Source organism: Candidatus Poriferisodalis sp. (assembly GCF_965205175.1).
GTDB lineage: Bacteria > Actinomycetota > Acidimicrobiia > Acidimicrobiales > Poriferisodalaceae > Poriferisodalis.
The window spans coordinates 1,459,509-1,480,733 of the sequence record NZ_OZ242038.1 but is presented as its reverse complement, the minus strand read 5'-3'; the positions used below and the strand labels follow the sequence as shown (position 1 = coordinate 1,480,733).

Below are 21,225 nucleotides of genomic sequence, written 5' to 3'. Positions count from 1 at the left end.
GGATGCCTGACAGTTCCATCCTGCTGCCATTCCTGATTCAGGGTTTGGCATTCGGAGCAATGTACGCGGTGACAGGCACGAGCATCGTCGTCCTCTATCGCACTACCGGCGTGGTCAACTTGGCGTTCGGCGCCATCGGCTCGATGGGCGTCCACCTCGTGTGGTCGCTGATGGGCGGCTCGATCATCTTGCCGGAACCGCGTGTCTCAGGGTTCGGCATTGTGCTGTATCCGACACTCGTGGCCGTTTGCGGGCTCATGTTCCTGTTCTACGGACGCGTGTTCGCGCCCTTGCTGGACAAGCGCGACCCATTGGCAAAATCGCTCGGGACCGTGGCGTTGGCGCTGTTCTTGATGGGGATCATGAAGGAGCGCTGGGATACGTCGAAACCGCGCTCGCTGCACTTTCCCAAGTCCACCTTCAGCGTGGGCGGCACGGTCGTGTCCACCAATCAGATTCTGGCGCTGGCGTTCGCGCTCGTCGTGGTGATCGGCGTCGGCATGTATCTGAGACATACCGACACCGGCACCGCCATGCGGGCGATTGCCAACAATCGGGAGACCTCCGCACTGCTGGGCGTTCCGGTGCGCAGAGTCGAGGCGGTCGCCTGGTTCGGGGCCGGCCTGCTGTGCGGCTGCGTGTTCTTGCTGCTTCCGTCGCTGTTCAAGAGCATGGACCAAGCCACGCTCACCTGGTTCGTGATTCCGGCGCTCGCCGGTGCCATCGTGGGTCAGCTCCGGTCGCTGTGGATCACCTTCGGCGCCAGCCTGCTCATCGGCGTCGTCGAATCGCTGCTGACGCCGTTCAGCGGAAACCTGAAGTTCATGTCGGAGCTTCGGCGGCTGACACCGGTGGTGTTCGCAGTGGTGGCCATCTTGTGGATCGCGCGGCGTCGCACCGTGGTGCTCGCCGGCCGGGAGATGTCGTGACCACCGGCCGAGCGGCACTGCAGCGTTTCCTCCAGCCAGTGGCCGCAGGTGCGCTGTTGCTGTTCGCGCTGTTCGCCATGCCGTCGATCTTCGACGCCACGTGGATCTTCAACTTCACGCAGATGGCGATCTACTCCATGGTGGCCGCCAGCGTCGGCATGCTCTACGGACGGGTTGGCCTGGTGTCGCTGGGCCAAGTCGCGCCCTACGGCATCGGCGCATGGGTGACCATCCGGCTGGCCTTCGCCACCGATCTCCCCTACCCGCTGCTGCTGGTCATCGGCGGTGGCGCGGCCGCAGTCATCGGGGTGCTCATCGGCCTGCCCGCTCTGCGCGTCAGCGGGCTCTACCTCGCGTTGGTAACGCTCATGCTGGCGGTCGGGGTCGAGGTAGTCCTGTTCCGGCTGAAGTTTCCCAACGGCGGACCGGGCTTCAACGGCCTGGCGTTGACGATGAGCGATCGGGCGCCGGTGCCGCGGCCCGGGTTCGCGCAAGGAGACACCGCGTATTTCCGATTCGTGGTGATCGTGGCGTTCGTCGTCTTCATGCTTGCGGTGGCGTTTCTGGCTTCCAAGCCCGGACGTGCTTGGGCATCCATTCACCAGAGCGAACCCTCAGCGCTGGCGTCAGGAATCAGCATTACGCGCTACAAGCTGATGGCGTTCGGCCTAGCTGCGTTCATGGCCGGTGTGGCGGGCGGGCTGTTCGGCGCTCACGTGCAGTGGTCCATCGGCGTCGATCAGTTCAACCGGCAAGCGGCGTTGTTCCTGGTCGCCGTGGTCCTCATGGGTGGCATCAACTCGCTGTGGGGCGCACTGCTGGCGGCATTCTTCGCCAAGATTCTGCTTGATTTCCTGACGCAGAACGTCATCGGCCATCAGTTCTGGAATGACTTTGCGCTGACGATCTTCGGCATCGGCCTCATGATCAACCTCATCTCGACCACGAGAGCCATGGATCGCAAGGGACTGCTCGAATGATCGAGATCGCCGAGCTGAGCGTGCAGTTCGGCGGCGTTCGCTCGCTCGACGAGGTGACGCTGACGTTTCCGGGCGGAAACTGCGGTCTGATCGGCCCGAACGGCGCCGGCAAGACCACGCTGTTCAACGTGCTGTCGGGCTTCGTCACGCCGGTGGCCGGACGGGTCGCCGTCAACGGCGAAGACCTGCTGGAAATGGCCGACTACCGCCGGGCTCGCTGGGGGGTGCGGCGCACGTTCCAGACAGCGCAGACCATCGAGAGCCTGACGGTCTACGAGAACGTGCGAACGGTGCACGAGCACGCCGCGCGCGACTCGCGACCCGAACAGCAAGACGCAGTCGACGACGTGCTGGCCTTCGTCGGGCTGAGCGGACTTCGCGACCAAGTGGTCCGCTCGCTGTCGCAACGAGATCGCCGCTTCATCGAGGTAGCGCGCGCCATCGTGGGCGCGCCACGTGTGGTGCTGCTCGACGAACCGGCCGCCGGACTGCCCGACCGCGAGACCGATCAACTGGCGCAGATCATTCGCTCGGTGCCCGAGCGCACGGGAGCGACGGTGATCTTGGTGGACCATGACATGTCTTTGGTCCAGGCGTGCTGCGACTGGACTGCCGTGCTGGACTTCGGGCGTGTGGTTGCAGCCGGACCGACGGCCGAAGTACTCCGCGACGACCGAGTGCTCGCCGCCTACGTCGGCGAAGACGCCACGTGACGATGTCTGACCGCCGGCCACCCGAGGGAGCGATCGTCGAAGGCTCAGCGAGGCTCGACCTGGCGCTCGTTGACCTGACGGTGGACCGCGGCGGCCGGCCCGTCGTACACGAAGCCTGCCTCGACGTGCCGTCCGGCGAGATCACCGCGCTGCTCGGACCAAACGGTGCCGGGAAGTCCAGCATCGCAGCCGCTATCGCCGGACTCGCGCGTGTGCGAACGGGCAGCGTCGCACTCACCAGCGCGCAGGGCAGCGCGCCCAACACCGGGCCCATTACCGGCTGGCGACCTGAGCGCGTGCGTCACGCGGGCGTTTCGGTGGTGCCGGAAGGTCGTCGATTGCTGAGCGACCTCACCGTGAGCGACAACCTGCGGGTTGCCGCCTATTCGTTGGACGGCACCTCGGCCGCCGAGGGGATCGACTACGCGTTGTCGCTCTTCCCGGAGCTGGATCGTCGCCGCGACAGCCTCGGACGCCTGCTGTCGGGAGGCGAACAACAGATGGTGGTGCTCGCCCAAGCACTGGTGTCGCGTCCGAAGGTGCTCGTGGTGGACGAACTGTCCTTGGGACTGGCACCAATCGTGGTGAAGCGCCTGACACCGGTGCTGGCCGAAGTAGCCCACAGCGGGGTCGCCGTGTTGCTGATCGAACAGTTCGCGCACGTCGCTTTGGAACTGGCCGCCAGGGCGTACGTGCTCGAGAGCGGGCGCATTCGCTACCACGGCAGTGCACAGGAGCTGATCAGCCGTCCCGACGTGCTGCACTCGGCGTACCTGCTGCAGGACTGAGACTCCGATGGAACAAGGCCGGCCCGCAGCCGCCGAGGGAGCGCTCGGCATACCGGCCGCGGCACTGGCCATGGTCGGCTGGGCTGCGTCGGGGGTGATCGCCAAGGGTCTGTCCGAGCTGGGCCCGCTGGCAGTCGTGTTCTGGAGAATGTGGCTCTACACCGCGATCGTGGTGCTGTTCTTGTGGTTGAACGGCACGCCGCTGCGCTGGCGGGCGATCAAGGTCTCGTTCTGGGGCGGCTTCTCGCTGGCGTTGGACATCATGCTGTTCTTCACCTCGCTGCGGCTGACCACCGTGGCGAATGCGACCGTCGTGGCCTCGCTGCAACCCCTGCTGATGCTGTTCCTGGCACCGAGAATCTTCGGCGAACAACCCAAAGGCAAGCACTGGGGGATGGCGTTGGTGGCCATCGGCGGCATTGCGGTGGTGGTGTTCGGTTCGTCGGGCATTCCGGAGTGGAGCATGCTGGGCGACCTGTTGGCCGTGCTGACGCTGTTTGCCTGGACGGGCTACTTCGTCTTCTCCAAGCTCAGCACCCGCACCATCAGCTCAGCTGAGTACACCGGCGGCAGCGCCCTGGTGTGCTCGTTGACGGCGACGCCGTTCGCGGTCGCCTCCGGCCAAGTATTCGATTGGCCTTCCCTCGGGGCTTGGGCGTGGCTGGCCATCTTGTCGATCGGGCCAGGATTCGCCAGTCACATGCTGATGAACTGGTCACTGGCCCGGATTCCCGCGTGGCTGGGATCGACCATGACCTTGGCAATACCCGTCACCAGCACGCTGATGGCATGGGTGTTTCTGGGCGACCAAGTGTCTCCGTGGCAGTTCCTGGGCATGACCGTGGTGATGTTCGCCCTCACGATCGTGCTGATCGATCAGTCACGCGCCAAGCTGTAGCTGAGGCTGCAGCCGACTGACCGGCTCAGTCATGGCCGGCCACAGATCGAGGCGGCGCGACGGGTTCCAGTCCGAGAGGCGGCGACATGTCCACCAGCAACCGGGCCACCGGCAACATGACCGCAGACAGACTGCGTGCGGAGGCGATACCGGACAATCCGGCGGGCTATGTCTGCTTGACCTTCGATTTCGACGGTCCGTCGCTGTGGGTAGCCCGGCGTCAGACCACACCGGCGCCGATCTCGCGCGGCGAATTCGGTGCGGTTGCTGTGCCGCGCATCTTGAAGCTGCTGGCGCGCCACGACATCGCCTGCACCTTCTTCGTTCCCGGCCACAGCATCGACACCTACCCCGACGTCGCCCGCATGATCGTGGACGCCGGATGCGAAGTCGGACTGCACGGTTATGCGCACGAGTACGGCCCGCGGCTCAGCGAAGAGCAAGAGCGCTCCATCCTCGAGCGCACCCATGCTCAGGTCGAGTCGCTCACCGGCGCACCGCCAAAGGGCTACCGGGCGCCCTCAGGCGACATCAATCCTTGGACCGCCGGGTTGTTGACCGACTTCGGCCTCAGCTACGACTCCTCGCTCATGGGTCACGACTACGCGCCGTACTGGCTGCGCAGCGGCGACCGCTTCCCGACCGACGGCCCGATGGAGTTCGGGGCGCCGGTGGACCTCGTCGAACTGCCGTTCAGCTGGCATCTCGACGACTACGTGCATCTCGAGTTCGTCACGTTCAAGAACATGATCCTGCCGGGACTCCAGAACCCGGCAGCGATGTTCGATTCGTTCTTGTCTGATGTGCGATGGATGACCGAACACGTGCGCCACGGCGTGTGCACCGTCACCTTCCACCCGCAGGCCATCGGCCGCGGCGGACGCCTGTACGAGATGGAGCGCTGGATCGAGCAGGTGACCGCGCTCGGCGTGAGCTACACCCGCATGTGCGATGTGGCCGAAGCATGGCGCGCCGGCCGCGAACTCGGCACGGATTAGCGGAGTCCGAGCGGTCGCGACCTCATGCACCGCCGCTGGGACGCGAAGGGGCCGGCGGGTGGATTGCCCGCCGGCCCCCTTGCGTGCTGACGCGAGGTCAGCAAGGATCAGTCAAGGTCAGCGGCAGCCGGCCTTGCCCTCTTCGTCCTTGCCCCAAGCGCAGTTCGAGGAACTGCCGTTGACGTCCACGACGTCGCCGATGATGTTCCACGACTGGGCCGTGGCATCGAACTGGCTGAAGTCCGAACCCTCGACGAAGTACGCGTCCTGCGCGCCGTTGAGCTCGGTCTCGATGCCGTCGAGCATCAACGGGTGGTAGATGCTCAGCGACCGCACGGCCAACATGAAGTTCGTCCGGTTCAGACCGCCCGGCAGCTCCGCAGCGATCCGCAGTGCCTCCACATAGGTGTAGCCGTACCAGTAGCCGGTGCCGTTCAGCGAGTTCTTCGGGTCGAGATCGCCGGCAGCCAGATTCTCGTTCAGCCACTTGACGAACGGCTCGTCCTCATAGGTCGGGTCGGTGGTGTCCTTCGCACCGCCGCCAACGATCCACCAGCCGTCAGCCGCGTCGCCCGCCGGCGCCATGTAGTTCGCGACCGCCTTGCACACCGACGGCGTGAACAACGCGCCGCCGCGCTCGGCGATGTCCTCGATCAGACCGTTCGCGCCGGCCTCGGTGATCGCCTGCACACACGGCGCGCCCGCCGTCATCGAGATGAACACATCCGGATTGTCGGCACGGATCGTCGTCATCGGATTCGTGATCGTCGGCGCAGCCGGGTCGTGGCGAATCGGGTGGAACTCGCTCACCACATCAGGATTGGCGTCGGCCCACTGCGCGAACCCGGCTTCGTAGGACAGACCGAAGTCGTTGTCCATCACCAAGCCAGAGACCTTCACCGGCAGCTGATCAGCCAGATTCTGTCTGATCCAAGCACCCCACAGCAGCGCCTCAGTCGAGTACGACAGCTGCATGCCAGTCGTCCACGGATGATTCACCGGATCGCCCCACGCCGGGTGACCGGTCATCACGAACGGCTGCGGAATGCACTCGGCGTTGATCTTGTCGTACACGCTGAACGTGTTCGGCGAGCCCAGCGTCAAGATAGCGAACACGTTCTCCGACTCGATCAGCTCGTCCACGAACTCAATCGTCTGCGCAGCTACGTAGGCGTCGTCCTTGACCAGCAGCTCCAGCTCTCGAGGCTCACCGTTGACCATGATCGGCTCATTGGCATTCACCCATTCGAGGTAGTTGTCCCAGCCGTTCGCGATCGCGCCGTACGCCGCGAGCGTGCCCGACTGCGCGGTGGTATGCCCAATGCGGACCTGGCTGCCAGTGATGCCGCCAGTGTTGGACCAGTCAGCCGGGCAGTCGTTCAGGTCGATCTCGAACCCGGCCGGGCCACGCAGCATGTTGTTCTCGTCGATGCCGTAGTCGCCGCTGTTGATGCCCTCGGTCAGCATCTTGACGGTCGCGGCACGGCGAGCAGCGTTCTCAGCGAAGATGCCTTCGAGGGTCGACCGGTCGAACTCCTCGTCGGGCATCTCGTCGTCCGGCATCTCCTCGTCGGGCATCTCCTCGTCAGGCATCTCCTCGTCAGGTTCTTCCTCGCCGGCAACGGCCCGCTCAATGACGTCATCGTCCGCCGCGCCGCCAAGTGCCGATGTTCCCCCGTCGCCTTCTTCGTCAGGCATGTCGTCATCGTCCATGCCGCCGTCGGAAGGCGCTGCTGTCTCCTGCGTCTGCGTCTGTCCCTCGCCGCCGTCAGCCTCGTCGCTGTCGCTGCCGCATGCAGCAGCGATGAGCGAGAAGGCGAACAACAGCGCTAGCAATCGCCACAAGCGACCTGTAGTCATGCTGTTTCTCCCTGTCTGTTGCCGGAAGTCGGTTTCCGGATGGTGAACGCACCCGCCGACGGATCCTCACACAAGCGCGAATCTCCACGGATGCGCACTGGACGCTACTCCAATCGCGGGCGGCCCTGCAGCGCCGGCCTGTGTCAGTTCCGCGACGATCCGCCGAGCGCCACGGCGCCACGTCCCCGAACACGTCGCTGATCCGCCCGCGGTCCGAGGAGGCACCGTGGGCGGACCAGCGCGAGCGCGACGAGCGCGACGCCGAAGACCAAGCGCTCGTCTTCGAACAGGCGGCATCAGCTCCGCAGACGCCGGCCGACCGCTCACGCCGTTGGCATAAGCCGGGAAGCGCTTCGCCAACGGCTGGAACACCACGGCCAGCCCGAGGGTCACCAGCGCAATCAGCGCGGCCCACGCGCCGATGGCGGTGAACCGCAGCCTGGCACCGCCCACAGCAAGGAAATCCTCCGCTGCATCCGAGAACATCGAAGGGAAGAACCACGGGTCACGTACAGCGACGGCCCGAGCTTCCCGGACCGAGCCGCCGCGACGCTATGGTCAGGCAGCAGTGCCGGCGCGCTCTGCTTCCTGCGTCGGAGCGGTGTCGCGCAGGCCACCAGCCAACACGAAGTACCGCAGGCCAATGAACACCGTCGCCAACGCGGTGACAATGCTCAGTACCATCGCCAGCACGCTCTGTGTCGGCCATCCGATCAGCCAGAACCCCACGGGCGTCTCCGCGGCGGTCGCAGCCTCCCGAGCTACGTCGCACAGCTCGCTCACCTGCATGCCTTCGAACTCGCCGGTGGGGTTAGTGGCGCAGAACTCACCCGGAGTACCCAGAAAATCTTGGTAGCTCGCAGCATTGTTCACCATCGCGACCGCAGGCCGCGTGCGCCCGTTGGCGGTGACGACCGCCTCCCGTGCCAGGTGACCGATGTGATGTGCTCGCAAGGCAAGATTGAGCGCAAACGTCTGGATGTAGGCAAAGCTGAGAATGCCGAGCACGCCTGCCAGTTTCGCCCGCGAGCTGACAGCCTCAGTGTTCTCGCCACGTCGTCCCGCCCGAGCTGCACGGATCTCGTTCATCGCTACGAAGGCCACGATAGGCGCCAATATCACCATTGCGAAGCGCAACATGAAGGCCAGCACTCCAACGAGAAGGACATCCACATTCATCAATACCCAACCGACCACAAGCAGCACCGGTCCGATGACCGCAAGTCGCAAGGCAGTGGTCGACCGAGTAGACGCCGGTCCGGGATCCAACTGTTCAATCGGGGCGACCGGGTCTCCGGAGGGATTGAGTGGCACGACTTGGATGATTCTCTTCTGCACTGAGCTGATCATCGAGGCGATTCCGCCCGGAGCGAAGAACGTGAACAGAATGAGAATCATGCCGAAGATGGCGGCTGAAAGCGGACCATCGCCGTCCAACTCATAGAAGCCCAATGGGATAGAGATACGCTTCGTCAGATCTCGCACCCACACGACGAACAATCCGCCAAGTATCGAGCCCTGCAGTGTGCCCACGCCGCCGATCACCAAACCGATGATCAAGTCGATTGCAAGCACGAACGTAAAATCCTGGCCGGCCACGAAACCCTTGTCGAAACACCACATCAAGCCAGCAAGGGAACCCAACGACGCACTCAGTGCGAAGTTGACCGTCTTGTACAGTGGCAGGTTCACTCCGTATACTGCGGCACCCGCTTCGCTGTCACGGATAGCGAGAACAGCTCTACCGGGCCGGCTGCGGATGATATTGCGTACCAGCGCGACAGCGAGGACGGTGATCAGCAGCAGGATCCAGTATCGGTACGCACTCGCTCCACGGGGGCCGTCAACACCGGGCAGCCATTCGAAGAAGCCCGAGATACCGCCTTCCTGACGATCCACGACTTCCGTGTTCCGGCCGTTGGGTCCGCCGGTGCGCCGCGAAATGCCGAGCTCTTCGATATTGACGAGTGTCGGGAACACGGCGGCTTGGGCGATGGTAACCAACGCCAAGTACAGCCCCTTTACCCGCAGTGCCGGTAGTCCTACAATTACACCGATAGCGAAACCGACGACCAACACCAAGGGTATGACCATCCAGTAGTCCCACAGCTCGTCTTCCACCATCGTCGCAGTGAAGAAGGCACCGATTCCCATGAATGCTGAATGCCCGAGAGCCAGCATACCGTTGAAGCCCACGACCAGATTGACAGCGAGCACGGCAACGACGTAGACCAGCGCGCGATTCATCTTGCCGATCTCGAACGGCTGCAGCACGAGCGGCACCAAGATGGCTAAGGCAACGGCATAACCCCAGCTCAGCATCTGCCATTGGCGATGTTGGGTACTGCCTTTGGAAACGACGAGCAGTGGTGAACTCATGGAAGTGTTTTCCTCTGGGTCGCTGAGCTAAACGCGCTCAATACGTCGGGTACCAAAGAGCCCTGCGGGCCGGAACAGCAGCACAATCAGAATGAGCAGGAACGCCATGGCGAGCTCCAAGATCTCAAAGTAAGCTTGGCCCAGCACGCGTACACCCAACCAGTACACCAGCACGGACTTGATGAGGCCCACCGCCAGCCCGCCAATCACCGCGCCGCCGAGGCTGTCCAGACCTCCGAGAGCCGCGCCTGCCAGAGCATAGATGAGGACGAACGCCATCATGTTGGGATTCACACCGCTGAAGGAAGGCGCAACCAGCGCAGCGCCTAAGGTACCGAACATGGATGCCAGTGCCCAACCGAAGCCGAGTGTGCGCCCGGTGTTGACGCCGACCAAGCGGGCAGATTCTGCGTTGGACGAGACCGCTCTGAACGCCAACCCCGCTTTTGACTTGCCGAGGATGATCGCCAGTGCAACCAAGGCCAATCCGAGCGTCGCCCAGATGCCGATGGTCTGATACGGCAGTTTCGCCTGCCACACTCCCCAGTCCGTGCGGCCGACCATCGCGCAGGTCTCCGCACCGGCAGTTCCCGCCGCAACTTCCACGAGATCGCCTGCGCTGTTCTCGATGCACGAGAGAGTGCCATCGCTGCTGGCCTTCAGCTCACTCCCGAACGGCACCCAGCTCGGGAAGGTGCCGAATGGATCATTGACGGCGCGGAGCTGGTAGTCCCAGATGTCGCCTGCCATCGCGTTCAAGATCAAGAAGAGACCGAGCGTGATGAGCACGACCGGCAAGTGATCGTCCGGATCAAAGGGCCGCACGAGTGCGCGTTCAACTCCGGCACCGATAACAGCGCTGATCAACATCGCAATGAGGATGGACAGCCAGAGCCAGAGCCCCTGCTCGATGTTCAGCACGTACGCGAAGAAGGCACCGATCATCGCCAACTCACCGGTCGCGAAGTTGATCAGCGTTGTTGCCTTGAAGATCAGCACCAAGGCCAATGCCACGGCAGCGAACACCGCACCGTCGCGCAGGCCGTTGATGATGAACTGTGGTAGTTCTGACCAGACCGAATCCACGGCTAATTCTCCTACCTGTTGCTTCGCGTTACGCGCCCAAGTAGGCTTCCTGCACCGCAGGATCGCCCTTGAGATTGTCGGCTGTGTCGTGCAAAGCGATCTCTCCACTCTCGATCACGTAGCCGTAGTCGGCCATATCCAGTGCCAAGTTGGCGTTCTGCTCCACGAGCAGCATCGTCAACCCGGTTTCCTTGTTGAGCTCCCGGAATCGCCCGAACAGATCTTCGATGATCAGTGGCGCCAGCCCCAACGACGGCTCGTCGAGCAGCAGCAGCTGCGGCCGGCACATCAGCGCACGAGCGACGGCGAGCATCTGCTGCTCGCCGCCGGACAGGGAGCCGGCGAGCTGGTCACGCCGCTCCGCGAGACGCGGAAAGATCTCAAACCAGCGGTCGACGTCGGCGCCGACCTCTTTGTCCTTGCGGGTGTAGGCGCCGATCTTGAGATTGTCCATGACCGACAGCTCGGGGAAGGTCCCGCGTCCCTGCGGAACGTGAGCGACGCCGCGCCGAACGATGTCCGCTGTCTTGGCTCTGGAGATGTCGTCACCTTGCATCAGGATGGTGCCCGAGGTCGTACACATGTTGCACAGTGCTCGCAGCGTGGTGGTCTTGCCGGCACCGTTGGCACCGAGGATCACCACGACGTTGCCCTCGGGCACCTCGAAGTCAAGGCCGCGCAGCACCTCTACGGCGCCGTAGCGAGCGTGGAGATTCTCCACCTTCAGCATCATGTCCGTCATGACGAGCTCCCCAGGTACGCCTCGATGACCTCTTGGTCGTTGCGCACGACATCGGGGTGACCGTCGGCAATCTTGCGTCCGAAGTTGAGCACCACGAGGTGCTCACTGATGTTGAGCACCATGCGCATGTGATGCTCCACGAGCAGGACCGACAAGTTGTGGCGGTCGCGGAGGTCCTTCACATCCTGAGCCAGCGAGTCGACCTCCTGGTGCGTGAGGCCCGAGGCCGGCTCGTCCAGCATGATGAGGCGGGGATTGGAGATCAGCGCCCGGGCCAGCTCGATGCGCTTCAGCGTGCCGAACGGCAAGCCGGCCGCTGGGTGGTACGCGTGCTGCTCCAGACCGAGTTCCTCCAACGCCTCCCAAGCGCGTCGGCGCAGTTCCTTCTCCTCGCCGCGGGTGCCGAGGCGCAGCGCCGCGGTGAAGAAGTTGGCCTTGGTGTTGGTGTGGTCGCCCACCATCACGTTCTCGATCACGGTCATGCCGCGCCACAGGGCCAGATTCTGGAACGTGCGGTAGATGCCGAGGCGGCTGATCTTGTGAGCCGGCATCGCCAGCAGGTCATGGCCGTCGAAGGTGACCGAGCCGGTCGTCGGATCGTAAATGCGGCTGACCACGTTGAACAGGGTGGTCTTGCCGGCGCCGTTCGGCCCGATGAGTCCGAGAATCTGCCCCTCGTCCAGGGAGAACGACAAATCGTCGAGTGCCCGGATGCCGCCGAACTGCACGGAGATGTCTGAGACTTCAAGCAACGCCACGCGCTGAACCCCCTCCGGTCTGCGCCGATCTGCCTACCGGCCGCAGGCAAGTTATCAGGTCGGCCCGCACGCGTGCGTCTCTGCGTAGCGACTTCCACGAGCCGGCCGGCGGGTGACTCTAGAGCACAACGCCGCAGCGGGCGCGCACTGCCGCGGCAGCTTGGTTCGGGGAGGAGGACTCGAACCCCCAATGACTGGACCAGAACCAGTTGTGTTTCCGATTACACCATCCCCGAAGGCCCGCACAGGCTAGCGCTGCGCCTCGTCTGGGCAGCGCCGGCGATGCCCCAGCTCAGCCAGCGCGGCGTCGATGCGGGCAAGCGTGACGGCGCGGCCGAGCAGCACGAGCGACTCGAACAGCGGGGGGCCGACAGCGCGGCCCGTGGTCGCGACGCGGACCGGCGCCTGCGCCTTGCCCAGCCGCAATCCGAGTTGCTCGGCAATCGTGCGCAGCTCGCCGTGCAGTTCTGCGGCTTGCCATTCGGCCGTTGCGAAGGCGCGGCGAGCGCGCTGGAGGATGTCGCGCGCCGGCGGTTCCATCGCGACGGCCCAGTCGTCGGGATCCACTTCAGGTTCGCTGAACAGAAAGGCGATGCGCGCGGGGGCGTCTGCGAGCAGCCGCGTGCGCTCACGGATGAGCGGCGCGACGTCGCGCAGCGCTGATGCATCGAGCTCGGCGCCCCAGGGCTGTTCGCGCACCCACGGCTCGATTGCAGCAGCGAAGCGGTCGAGGTCTAGCGCGCGCAGGTACTCGCCGTTGATGGCCGTGAGCTTGTCCATGTCGAACATGGCGGGAGCAGCGTTGACATCGGCGAGATCGAACAGCTCGACGATCTCCTCCAGCGGCCGCACCTCGGTGCCACCGGGCGGGCCCCACCCCAACAACGCGAGGTAGTTCACCATTGCGGCAGCCAGCACGCCCTGGTTGCGGTAGCTAGTGAGCGACACGTCGTCACGTCGCTTGGACAGTTTCTTGCGCTGCTTGTTGACGATGAGCGGCAGGTGCGCAATTGTCGGCACCTCGCTCCCTCCCAGCGCGCATCGCAGCAGCAGCACCTTCGGCGTGGTGTTCAGCAGGTCCTCGCCTCGAACCAGGTGAGTGATGCCGAGGTCGAGGTCGTCCACGGCGTTCGCCACGAAGAAGGTGGCACTGCCGTCGCTGCGGCGCACCACGAAGTCCCCGATCGACTCGTTAGGGAACTCGACGCGGCCGCGCACGACATCGTCGAAGGCCGTGACGCCGTCGTCGGGCACGGCGAACCGCACAGCACCGTCATCTCGGTACGCGCGTCCCTCGTCGAGCCAGCGCTCGACCGCGGCGTCGTAGAGGGCGGCTCGGCTGCTCTGGAAGATCGGTTCGCCGTCGAAGTCCAGCCCGAGCCACTCGAGCATGTCGAAGATCTGATCGATGTGGGCTGCGGTCGCCAGCTCGGCGTTGGTGTCCTCGATGCGCAGCAGCATCTGCCCGCCGCAGTGACGGGCGTACAGCCAGTTGAACAGTGCGGTACGTGCCGTGCCCAGATGCGGCAACCCGGTCGGCGCCGGCGCGAATCGCAGCCGCGGCCCAGAAGCTAGCGGCGGGGCGTTCATCAGCCTCGCGACGCCAATGCCGCCCGCCGGCGCTGGCACCGCGTGCGACGGGCGCCTCGGGTGCCGCTCAGCACTGGCCCGTGCCGCAGGCCGGGTCACCCGCATGGACCCAGCGGCCCACAGGCCTGCCCGCCATCGCGAGCAGTCGTTGCAGCGGCGGAGTCGACAGCTCGACGGGGAGCGCGTCGAGTCCCGGCCAGATGGCAACCCGAGGCGCCGCGGCCAAGATGCGGTCGACGAGCAGCTCGTCAAGTCCGGTGCCGGCGCTGATGGCCTGCTGCAGGTCGTATCCCAGAATCGTCACTTCGACCACTCTGGTCCACAGCAGATCGCGCACCTGCGGGCTGAAGCCGGCACCCGCATCGAGGCCCGCTGCCACGGCCAACACCGTGCGGATGCTCTCGATGACGGGCTGGGTCGGATCCGGTTGAGCATCCGCCTGCAAGCCAGCGCCGAACCCCAACCCGGTCGCCGCTGTCGGCGTCGAGATGCATACCGGCTCGGGCGCCGGCTGCCCGCTCATCACTGCTGCTGCTGCGAGATTGCCGTCAACTGCTGCGCCGAGGAGATCCGCCACGCTGTACTCGCCGAGCGGCGGCGCCAACGGCATGCCCAAGTGCTCCCAAGCAGGAAGGCGCATCCTGGCGGCGAAGTCGGTGCAAGCCCGGCGGTGCAGGCGCAGGAGTTCGCGGTCTGGTCCGGGCGGGGCGGCGATCGCCTTCATAGGCGATGCAGAGGATCCCGCGTGAGCGACAGCGCATCTGACTCGTAGCGCTGTCGCAGCGCCGGCGGCGCCAACGACAGCACTTCTGTGGGCACGCATGCAACCAGTTCCCGGACCTGCTTGTAGTGATGCGCCTCCGCTGCGCCCTCGAAGAGCGGCGTGCGACGCGCGACCAGTTCGGCCGGCGGATGCTCGTCGAGAAAGCCGAACGCGAGATACCCCGCTTCCAGATCCCAGACCACCGGCGCTCGCCCGAAGAGCGACGCACGCTTGAGCGCCACGGCCACACAGCCGGCATCGACATCGTGACGTTCCTCGTGCTCGGCCAGATGCACCCGATCGTCGAACAGCGGGACCAGCCCGTAGGCGTAGCCTTGGTCCGGTCCTTGGTGCCCTCGCAGCGCGCCGAGCGGCTGACCCCCGATCAGCTCGGCAGGCCGGCCGGGCGTCCAGCGCTGCGGCGTCACGTCCGGTGAGCCGTAGGCGCGAACCTCGCCAAGCGGTGCGAGCCGGACATGGCGCGGCGCAGCCATCGCAGATCAGCCTACGAAGCGGCTCGTCGGGACATCGGGGTCGCCTCGACCAGTGCCATGGCGGTGGCGCGCGAGCGCATAGACGATGGAGTCGCACAGCGCCAGCCAAGAGGCCTCGATGATGTTCTCCGACACGCCGATGGTCGTCCAGGCGGCCTCGCCGTCGGTGGAGTCGATCAGCACCCGCGTGACCGCCTCGGTGCCCCGGTCGGCGTCAAGCACCCGCACCTTGTAGTCGGTCAGACGCACCGCGTCGAGCTCTGGGTACGAGTCTCGCACGGCCTGCCGAAAGGCGTTGTCGAGCGCGTTCACCGGGCCGTCTCCCTCGCCGACGGTCACCCGCCGCTCGCCGCCGACAACGATGCGCAACGTCGCCTCGGTGTCGAACTCGGCCTGCCGACCGCGCTCGACGAGCACCTTGAATGACTCGACGCTGAAGAACTCGAAGGTCTCGCCTGCCGATCGGCGCAGCAGCATCTCCAGCGAGGCGTCGGCTGCCTCGAAGTGATAGCCGGCGTGCTCGAGCCGCTTCAGCTCGTCGACGACCTCGCCGATCACCGCCTTGTCGATCTCGATTCCCAGCTCAGCCGCCTTCAGTTCCACCGAGGCGCGGCCCGACAGGTCGCCGAGCAAGAAGCGCGTGGTGTTGCCCACAGCCGCAGGGTCGACGTGCTCGTAGCTGTCTGGGCGGCGCGCGATCGCGCTGGTGTGCAGGCCCGCCTTATGCGCGAATGCGGAGGCACCCACGTAGGGCTGCTGGTTCTGCGGCGGCATGTTCATGAGCTCAGCCACGTGATGCGCTACCGAGGTGAACCGCGACAGGCACTCACGCGGAACCGTCTCGATGCCCATCTTGAGCGTCAGATTCGGAACGAGCACGGTGTTGTCGCAGTTGCCGGTGCGCTCTCCGTAGCCGTTGACGGTTCCCTGCACATGGGTCGCTCCGGCGATCACGCCCGCTACGGCGTTGGCGACAGCGCAGCCGGTGTCGTTCTGGGTGTGCATGCCGACTTGCACTCCCTCGAAGTGCGCAACCACGTCACGCACGATGGCCTCGACTTCGTGAGGCAGTGAGCCGCCGTTCGTGTCGCACAGCACCAAGCAGTCAGCACCGTTGACGGCGGCGGCCTCGAGCACCGACAGCGCGAACTCCGGATTGCGCTTGTAACCGTCGAAGAAGTGCTCTGCATCGAAGAAGACCCGCAGCCCTTCGCCGACGAGGAACCGGACCGATTCGCCGACCATCGCGATGCCCTCGCGCAGGGGTTGGCGAAGCGCTTCGGTGACGTGGTAGTCCCATGCCTTGCCCACGATGCACACGGTGGAGGTGCCGGCCGCGACGAGGGCCGCCAACGTCTGGTCGTCGTCCACTCGGCCGCGTGGCCGCCGCGTCGAGCCGAAAGCCACCAACGTGGCGTGCTGGAGCTGCAACTCGGTCGCCGCCCGCGAGAAGAACGCCTCGTCCTTGGGATTCGAGCCGGGCCAGCCGCCTTCGATCCAGTGGACGCCCAGCGCGTCGAGCTGGCGGGCCACCTTGAGCTTGTCGTCGGAGGACACCGAGATGCCCTCGAACTGAACACCGTCGCGCAACGTCGTGTCGAAGATCTCGACGCGCTTCGGCCACGCTGGATCGCGCGCGCCCTCACGCACGAGCGCCGCCGTCATTGCCGCGTCATATGGGGCTGCGTCACACGGGCCAAGATCGCCGCTGCGATCTCGTCGGTGCCTGCTTGGGGCACTGCGTCGTCGGCGATGACGGCGTCGCACGCTGCGCGCATGCGTTGGGCGCACTCGGCATCGCCGAGGAAGTCCAGCATGAGCGAAGCCGACAACACTGCCGCCGTAGGGTTTGCAAGGCCCTTGCCGGCAATGTCCGGCGCAGAACCGTGCACCGGCTCAAACAGCGACGGGCCGGTGCGATCGGGGTTGAGGTTGGCCGAGGCGGCGAGGCCGATGCCGCCGGCGACTGCACCGCCGAGGTCTGTGAGGATGTCGCCGAACAGGTTGTCGGTGACGATCACCTCGAAGCGGTGCGGGTCCTCCACGAAGTGAATGCAGGCGGCATCGACATGCTGGTACGCCGTTGTCACCTCTGGGTACTCGACGGCTACCTCGTCGAACGTGCGCTGCCACAGGTCGCCCGCGAACGTCAACACGTTGGTCTTGTGTACCAGCGTCAGGTGACGGCGTGTTCGAGCCTGGGCCAGCTCGAAGGCGTAGCGGATCGCTCGCTCGGCACCCATGCGCGTGTTGACCGAGCCCTGTGTCGCGATCTCCTGCGGTGTGCCCTTGCGCAGGAATCCTCCCTCGCCCGCGTAGGCGCCTTCAGTGTTCTCGCGAATCACCGTGAAGCTGTGACCGTCCGCCAGCTGGAACGGCCGCAGATTCACGTAGAGGTCCAGCTCGAAGCGTGCCTTCAGCAGCAGCCCTCGCTCGATGATCCCCGGCGGCACGTCGGGCGTGCCGACGGCACCGAGCAGGATGGCGTCGAATGTACGCAGCTCGGTGAGCGTCTGGTCGTCGAGCACCGTGCCGTCGCGCAGGTAGCGCTGTCCGCCCAAGTCGAACTCGGTCGGCGACACGTCGGCGCCGGCAGCGGCGATCGCCTCCAGCGCTACCGAAGTGACTTCAGGCCCGATGCCGTCGCCGCCGATGACTGCAATGCGATGGGTCACGGTGAGTCCATTCCGTTGTCCCTTGTCCAGATCGAGGCTGTGCCAACTCGAGAGTGTGCCCGGCGCGGCCTCGGTAACCTCGCCGGGTGCCCGAGATCCATCACATCTCCTCGGAAACTCACGCTCGGCTGCAAGCCGAGTTCGCCGATCTGACGGGGCGAGGCCGCATCGACATCGCAGCCCAGATCGAGACCGCCCGACTGCTCGGCGACCTCTCCGAGAACGGCGACTACCACGCCGCGAAGGAAGAACAGGGGAAGATGGAAGGTCGCATCATGCGGCTGAAATCGATCCTGGAGAACTGCGAGATCGTCGAGGAGTTCGACGACAGCACCGTATTGCCGGGCCACGTGGTGTCGGTCCGCTTCGAGGGCGAGGACGCGGCCGAGCAGTTCTTGTTCGGTTCCATCGAGGAACGCCAAGCTGGAGTCGAGGTCGTGTCGCCTGGCTCGCCGATGGGCACGGCGCTCGAAGGCGCTCAGGTCGGCCAGACAGTGACCTACGAGGCGAACGGCAACCAGCTCAGCATCGAAGTGGTCGCCATCACCAGCTTGGCCGACGCGGCCCGCAAGGCCGCCGCGCTGGACGTACCGCGTTAGCTTGGGGCCGAGGCGAAACCCCTATTGGCCAAGTGATGGCCAAGTGATATTGGCCGGATGGATGGGATTGGCAAGAGAGATGCAGGTTCAGGGGTGAGAACGCGACGATGGTGAGAGCGTGACGAACACCGCTGCCACGAACGACTCGCGCCGTGGCGGGACCGCGACGCGCACGCTCAGCCAGAAGGTCTGGGACCGTCACGTCGTACGCACCGGCGGCGGGCAGCCTGACCTGCTCTATGTCGACCTGCACCTCATTCACGAAGTCACCTCGCCGCAGGCCTTCGACGGCCTGCGCCTGTCGGGACGCACGGTCAGGCGTCCCGATCTGACTGTGGCGACCGAAGACCACAACGTTCCCACTGCTGAAGTGCATCTGCCCATCGCGGACCCGGTTTCGGCCAAGCAGGTGCAGGTGCTCCGGGCCAACTGCGCCCAGTTCGGCATCGCGCTGCATCGGATGGGCGATCCCGGCCAAGGAATCGTACACGTCATCGGCCCCGAGCAAGGCCTCACCTTGCCCGGCATGACCGTGGTCTGCGGCGACAGCCACACGTCCACCCACGGGGCGTTCGGCGCATTGGCCTTCGGCATCGGCACGTCCGAGGTCGAGCACGTGCTCGCCAGCCAGACGCTGCCTCAGGCTCGGCCTGCCACCATGGAGATCTGCGTCAACGGCACAGCACCGGCAGGGGTGACGGCCAAGGACATCGTGCTCGCGATCATCGGCCGGATCGGCACCGGCGGCGGCATCGGCCACATCATCGAATACCGCGGCTCGGCGATCCGTGCGCTGTCGATGGAGGGCCGCATGACCGTATGCAACATGTCCATCGAGGCGGGCGCCAAAGCCGGCATGGTGGCACCCGACGAGACCACCTTCGCCTACCTCGCGGGCCGCCGTGGGGCGCCTTCAGGGCCGGCGTGGGATGCAGCAGTGGCTGACTGGACGACGCTCGCCACCGACGACGGCGCTGTCTTCGACCGCTCGGTCACGCTCGAGGCAGCATCGTTGCGCCCGCACGTGACGTGGGGCACCAATCCGGCTCACGTCATACCGATCGACGGCGCGGTGCCCGCAGCCGCCGACTTCGACGATCCCGCCGCCGCGGCAACGGCACAGCGAGCGCTCGACTACATGGGCCTGACCGCGGGCACCCGGCTCGCAGACGTCGCCGTCGACACCGTGTTCATCGGCAGCTGCACCAACTCCCGCATCGAGGACCTGCGCGCTGCTGCAGCAGTGGCCAAAGGCCGCCGAGTTGCCCACGGCGTGCGCACGCTGGTGGTGCCCGGGTCGGCCGCGGTCAAGACGCAGGCTGAGGCGGAGGGCCTCGATGCCGTGTTCGCCGAGGCGGGGTTCGACTGGCGTGAGCCGGGCTGCTCGATGTGTCTGGCCATGAACCCCGACAAGCTCTCGCCCAAAGAACGTTGCGCATCCACGTCGAACCGCAATTTCGAGGGCCGCCAAGGGCGCGGCGGCCGCACGCACCTGTGCTCGCCCGAAGTGGCGGCGGCCACAGCCATCGCCGGCCGCTTCGCCACGCCGGACGATCTCGGCTGAACGACAAGCAGGAAGACCGCAATGGAACCTGTGCGAGTACACGAGGGACGTGCCGTGCCGCTGGACCGCTCCGATGTGGACACCGACCAGATCATCCCCAGCGACTGGCTCAAGCGCGTCGAGCGCACCGGCTTCGGCAAGGGACTGTTCAGCGAATGGCGCGACCAGCGCGACTTCGTGCTGAACGACGAGCGGTTCGCCGGCGCCACCGTGCTAGTGGCCGGGCCCAACTTCGGCACCGGGTCGTCACGCGAGCACGCGGTGTGGGCGCTCATGGACTACGGCTTCGTGGCCGTGGTCTCCCCTCGATTCGGGGACATCTTCCGCAACAACGCCACCAAGAACGGCCTCGTGCCGGTGCAGGTGTCCGCGCAGGCTGCTGCGCGGCTGCGTGACGCAGTGGCCGCCGACCCCGGCCTCGTGGTGACGATCGACGTTGAGCGCCGACTGCTCAGCGCGCCGGCAGCAGGGATCGAAGAACCGTTCCCGCTGGACGACGCGACCCAAGAGCGCTTCCTTGAGGGCCTCGACGACATCGGCATCACGCTGCGCAGCGCGGCGGCGATTGACAGCTACGAGGCCGCCCGCCCGGCTTGGATGCCGACGACGTCGCTGCGGTAGCCGGCGGTCGCGTGCGGCCGCGTGTCGCCGTTCGGCCGCGTGGCGAAGAACCGCAGCATCCAGCGCGCGACGAGTTCCTGGCTGCAGGGTGCCTCCAAGCTGGCCTGCGCCTGCGCGACTGCCTCGGCGCCCAGCAGTTCGATGCGGCTCTCATACAGCGGACCGACGAACTCGGGCTGGAACTCCGGGTGGCCCTGTATGCCGACGAGATGCTCTCCGACGGCCAGCATCGCCATAGGACATCGGTCGCTGCCGGCCAGCACCGCACCGCCGGGCGGCAAGGTCAGCACTTGGTCCTGGTGGCTGTGCATCAGGCGGATCTGCGCCGCCGGAGGATCCATCCAGCGGCGTTGCTCGCGGATGCTCCACACATGCGCACCGACCGTCCAGCCGTGCGCCGCCCGCGCCACGACGCCTCCCAGCGCGTGGGCGATCATCTGGTGACCGAAGCAGACGCCGAACATCTTGCGTCGCTCGGCATGGAGGCGGCGCACGAAGTCTGCGAAGTCGCGGATCCACGGCACGTCGTCGTAGACCGAAGCCCGCGTGCCGGTGGTCATCCAGCCGTCGTAGGCATCCAGGTCGCCGGGCCATTGGCCGTCGGGCAAGCTGAAGGTGTCCAGCTGCACGCTCGGATCGACATGGCGGATCAGCCGGGCGAACATGTCGGCATAGGTTCCGCAGATCGATCTCAGTTCCGGCACCGGGTCGTCGCAGCGCAGCAAGCCCAAGCGCAGCGATCGAGCGGCGTCGGTCACGCCGGCACCGTCTTGCACGATGGGCTGCAT

Annotated in this window: 20 protein-coding genes and 1 tRNA gene; 9 read left to right on the top strand and 12 right to left on the bottom strand. The window is 65.7% G+C overall.

Annotated elements, in window-relative coordinates:
- The first annotated feature begins 2 nt into the window (after positions 1 to 2).
- The 6 genes from ACOGI4_RS06530 (at position 3) to ACOGI4_RS06505 (ending at position 5,306) form a co-directional block, all read left to right on the top strand.
- Complete coding sequence (locus tag ACOGI4_RS06530; RefSeq protein ID WP_419840880.1) at positions 3 to 929, top strand: branched-chain amino acid ABC transporter permease; 927 nt, start codon at positions 3 to 5, stop codon at positions 927 to 929.
- Complete coding sequence (locus ACOGI4_RS06525; protein WP_419840879.1) at positions 926 to 1,909, top strand: branched-chain amino acid ABC transporter permease; 984 nt, start codon at positions 926 to 928, stop codon at positions 1,907 to 1,909. Before ACOGI4_RS06530 ends, ACOGI4_RS06525 begins: the two co-directional genes overlap by 4 nt.
- Entirely contained in the window at positions 1,906 to 2,622 is a 717-nt protein-coding gene (locus ACOGI4_RS06520) for an ABC transporter ATP-binding protein (RefSeq protein ID WP_419840878.1), read from the top strand. The genes ACOGI4_RS06525 and ACOGI4_RS06520 overlap by 4 nt, the downstream gene beginning before the upstream one ends.
- 2 nt (positions 2,623 to 2,624) lie before the next feature.
- The gene (locus ACOGI4_RS06515; protein WP_419843099.1) at positions 2,625 to 3,410 is read left to right on the top strand and encodes an ABC transporter ATP-binding protein; all 786 of its coding nucleotides are present in this window, start codon (positions 2,625 to 2,627) and stop codon (positions 3,408 to 3,410) included.
- Positions 3,411 to 3,417: 7 nt separating this feature from the next.
- A complete protein-coding gene (locus ACOGI4_RS06510) occupies positions 3,418 to 4,308 on the top strand; it encodes a DMT family transporter (protein WP_419840877.1) in 891 nt (296 codons plus the stop codon).
- Positions 4,309 to 4,394: 86 nt separating this feature from the next.
- Positions 4,395 to 5,306, top strand: a complete 912-nt coding sequence (locus ACOGI4_RS06505) for a polysaccharide deacetylase family protein (protein ID WP_419840876.1) — start codon at positions 4,395 to 4,397, stop codon at positions 5,304 to 5,306.
- Between the two features lie 117 nt (positions 5,307 to 5,423).
- Here the strand turns inward: ACOGI4_RS06505 and ACOGI4_RS06500 are convergent, their stop codons facing one another.
- The 11 genes from ACOGI4_RS06500 to ACOGI4_RS06450 all read right to left on the bottom strand — a co-directional run bounded on the left by ACOGI4_RS06500 (position 5,424) and on the right by ACOGI4_RS06450 (position 17,653).
- Complete coding sequence (locus ACOGI4_RS06500) at positions 5,424 to 7,166, bottom strand: ABC transporter substrate-binding protein (protein ID WP_419840875.1); 1,743 nt, start codon at positions 7,164 to 7,166, stop codon at positions 5,424 to 5,426.
- 558 nt (positions 7,167 to 7,724) lie between these two features.
- Positions 7,725 to 9,545, bottom strand: a complete 1,821-nt coding sequence (locus ACOGI4_RS06495; RefSeq protein WP_419840874.1) for a branched-chain amino acid ABC transporter permease — start codon at positions 9,543 to 9,545, stop codon at positions 7,725 to 7,727.
- 27 nt (positions 9,546 to 9,572) lie between these two features.
- Positions 9,573 to 10,631, bottom strand: coding sequence for a branched-chain amino acid ABC transporter permease (locus ACOGI4_RS06490; protein ID WP_419840873.1), 1,059 nt, complete (start codon positions 10,629 to 10,631; stop codon positions 9,573 to 9,575).
- A gap of 28 nt (positions 10,632 to 10,659) precedes the next feature.
- Positions 10,660 to 11,373 (bottom strand): ABC transporter ATP-binding protein, encoded by a 714-nt coding sequence (locus ACOGI4_RS06485; protein WP_419840872.1) that lies wholly within the window; start codon positions 11,371 to 11,373, stop codon positions 10,660 to 10,662.
- The gene (locus ACOGI4_RS06480; protein WP_419840871.1) at positions 11,370 to 12,131 is read right to left on the bottom strand and encodes an ABC transporter ATP-binding protein; all 762 of its coding nucleotides are present in this window, start codon (positions 12,129 to 12,131) and stop codon (positions 11,370 to 11,372) included. The genes ACOGI4_RS06485 and ACOGI4_RS06480 overlap by 4 nt, the downstream gene beginning before the upstream one ends.
- 161 nt (positions 12,132 to 12,292) lie before the next feature.
- Positions 12,293 to 12,367: transfer RNA gene (locus ACOGI4_RS06475), tRNA-Gln, on the bottom strand.
- A gap of 13 nt (positions 12,368 to 12,380) precedes the next feature.
- Complete coding sequence (locus ACOGI4_RS06470) at positions 12,381 to 13,721, bottom strand: glutamate--tRNA ligase (protein WP_419840870.1); 1,341 nt, start codon at positions 13,719 to 13,721, stop codon at positions 12,381 to 12,383.
- A 67-nt stretch (positions 13,722 to 13,788) separates the two neighbouring features.
- Complete coding sequence (locus ACOGI4_RS06465) at positions 13,789 to 14,445, bottom strand: hypothetical protein (RefSeq protein ID WP_419840869.1); 657 nt, start codon at positions 14,443 to 14,445, stop codon at positions 13,789 to 13,791.
- Positions 14,442 to 14,978, bottom strand: coding sequence for a hypothetical protein (locus ACOGI4_RS06460; RefSeq protein ID WP_419840868.1), 537 nt, complete (start codon positions 14,976 to 14,978; stop codon positions 14,442 to 14,444). The genes ACOGI4_RS06465 and ACOGI4_RS06460 overlap by 4 nt, the downstream gene beginning before the upstream one ends.
- Before the next feature lie 6 nt (positions 14,979 to 14,984).
- Positions 14,985 to 16,643: a citramalate synthase gene (cimA, locus tag ACOGI4_RS06455; RefSeq protein ID WP_419840867.1), complete on the bottom strand. Its 1,659-nt coding sequence runs from the start codon at positions 16,641 to 16,643 to the stop codon at positions 14,985 to 14,987.
- A complete protein-coding gene (locus ACOGI4_RS06450; protein ID WP_419840866.1) occupies positions 16,640 to 17,653 on the bottom strand; it encodes a 3-isopropylmalate dehydrogenase in 1,014 nt (337 codons plus the stop codon). The genes cimA and ACOGI4_RS06450 overlap by 4 nt, the downstream gene beginning before the upstream one ends.
- 86 nt (positions 17,654 to 17,739) lie before the next feature.
- On the opposite strand from ACOGI4_RS06450, the gene ACOGI4_RS06445 reads away from it, so the two are divergent.
- From ACOGI4_RS06445 to leuD, 3 genes are all read left to right on the top strand, one after another.
- On the top strand, positions 17,740 to 18,252 hold the full coding sequence (locus tag ACOGI4_RS06445) for a GreA/GreB family elongation factor (protein WP_419840865.1): 513 nt from the start codon (positions 17,740 to 17,742) through the stop codon (positions 18,250 to 18,252).
- 118 nt (positions 18,253 to 18,370) lie between these two features.
- Entirely contained in the window at positions 18,371 to 19,816 is a 1,446-nt protein-coding gene (gene leuC / locus ACOGI4_RS06440) for a 3-isopropylmalate dehydratase large subunit (RefSeq protein WP_419840864.1), read from the top strand.
- A gap of 21 nt (positions 19,817 to 19,837) precedes the next feature.
- On the top strand, positions 19,838 to 20,437 hold the full coding sequence (gene leuD, locus ACOGI4_RS06435; RefSeq protein WP_419840863.1) for a 3-isopropylmalate dehydratase small subunit: 600 nt from the start codon (positions 19,838 to 19,840) through the stop codon (positions 20,435 to 20,437).
- Here leuD and ACOGI4_RS06430 read toward each other — a convergent pair.
- The gene (locus tag ACOGI4_RS06430) at positions 20,389 to 21,225 is read right to left on the bottom strand and encodes a glutamine amidotransferase-related protein (protein WP_419840862.1); all 837 of its coding nucleotides are present in this window, start codon (positions 21,223 to 21,225) and stop codon (positions 20,389 to 20,391) included. The two genes, leuD and ACOGI4_RS06430, sit on opposite strands and share 49 nt — an antisense overlap.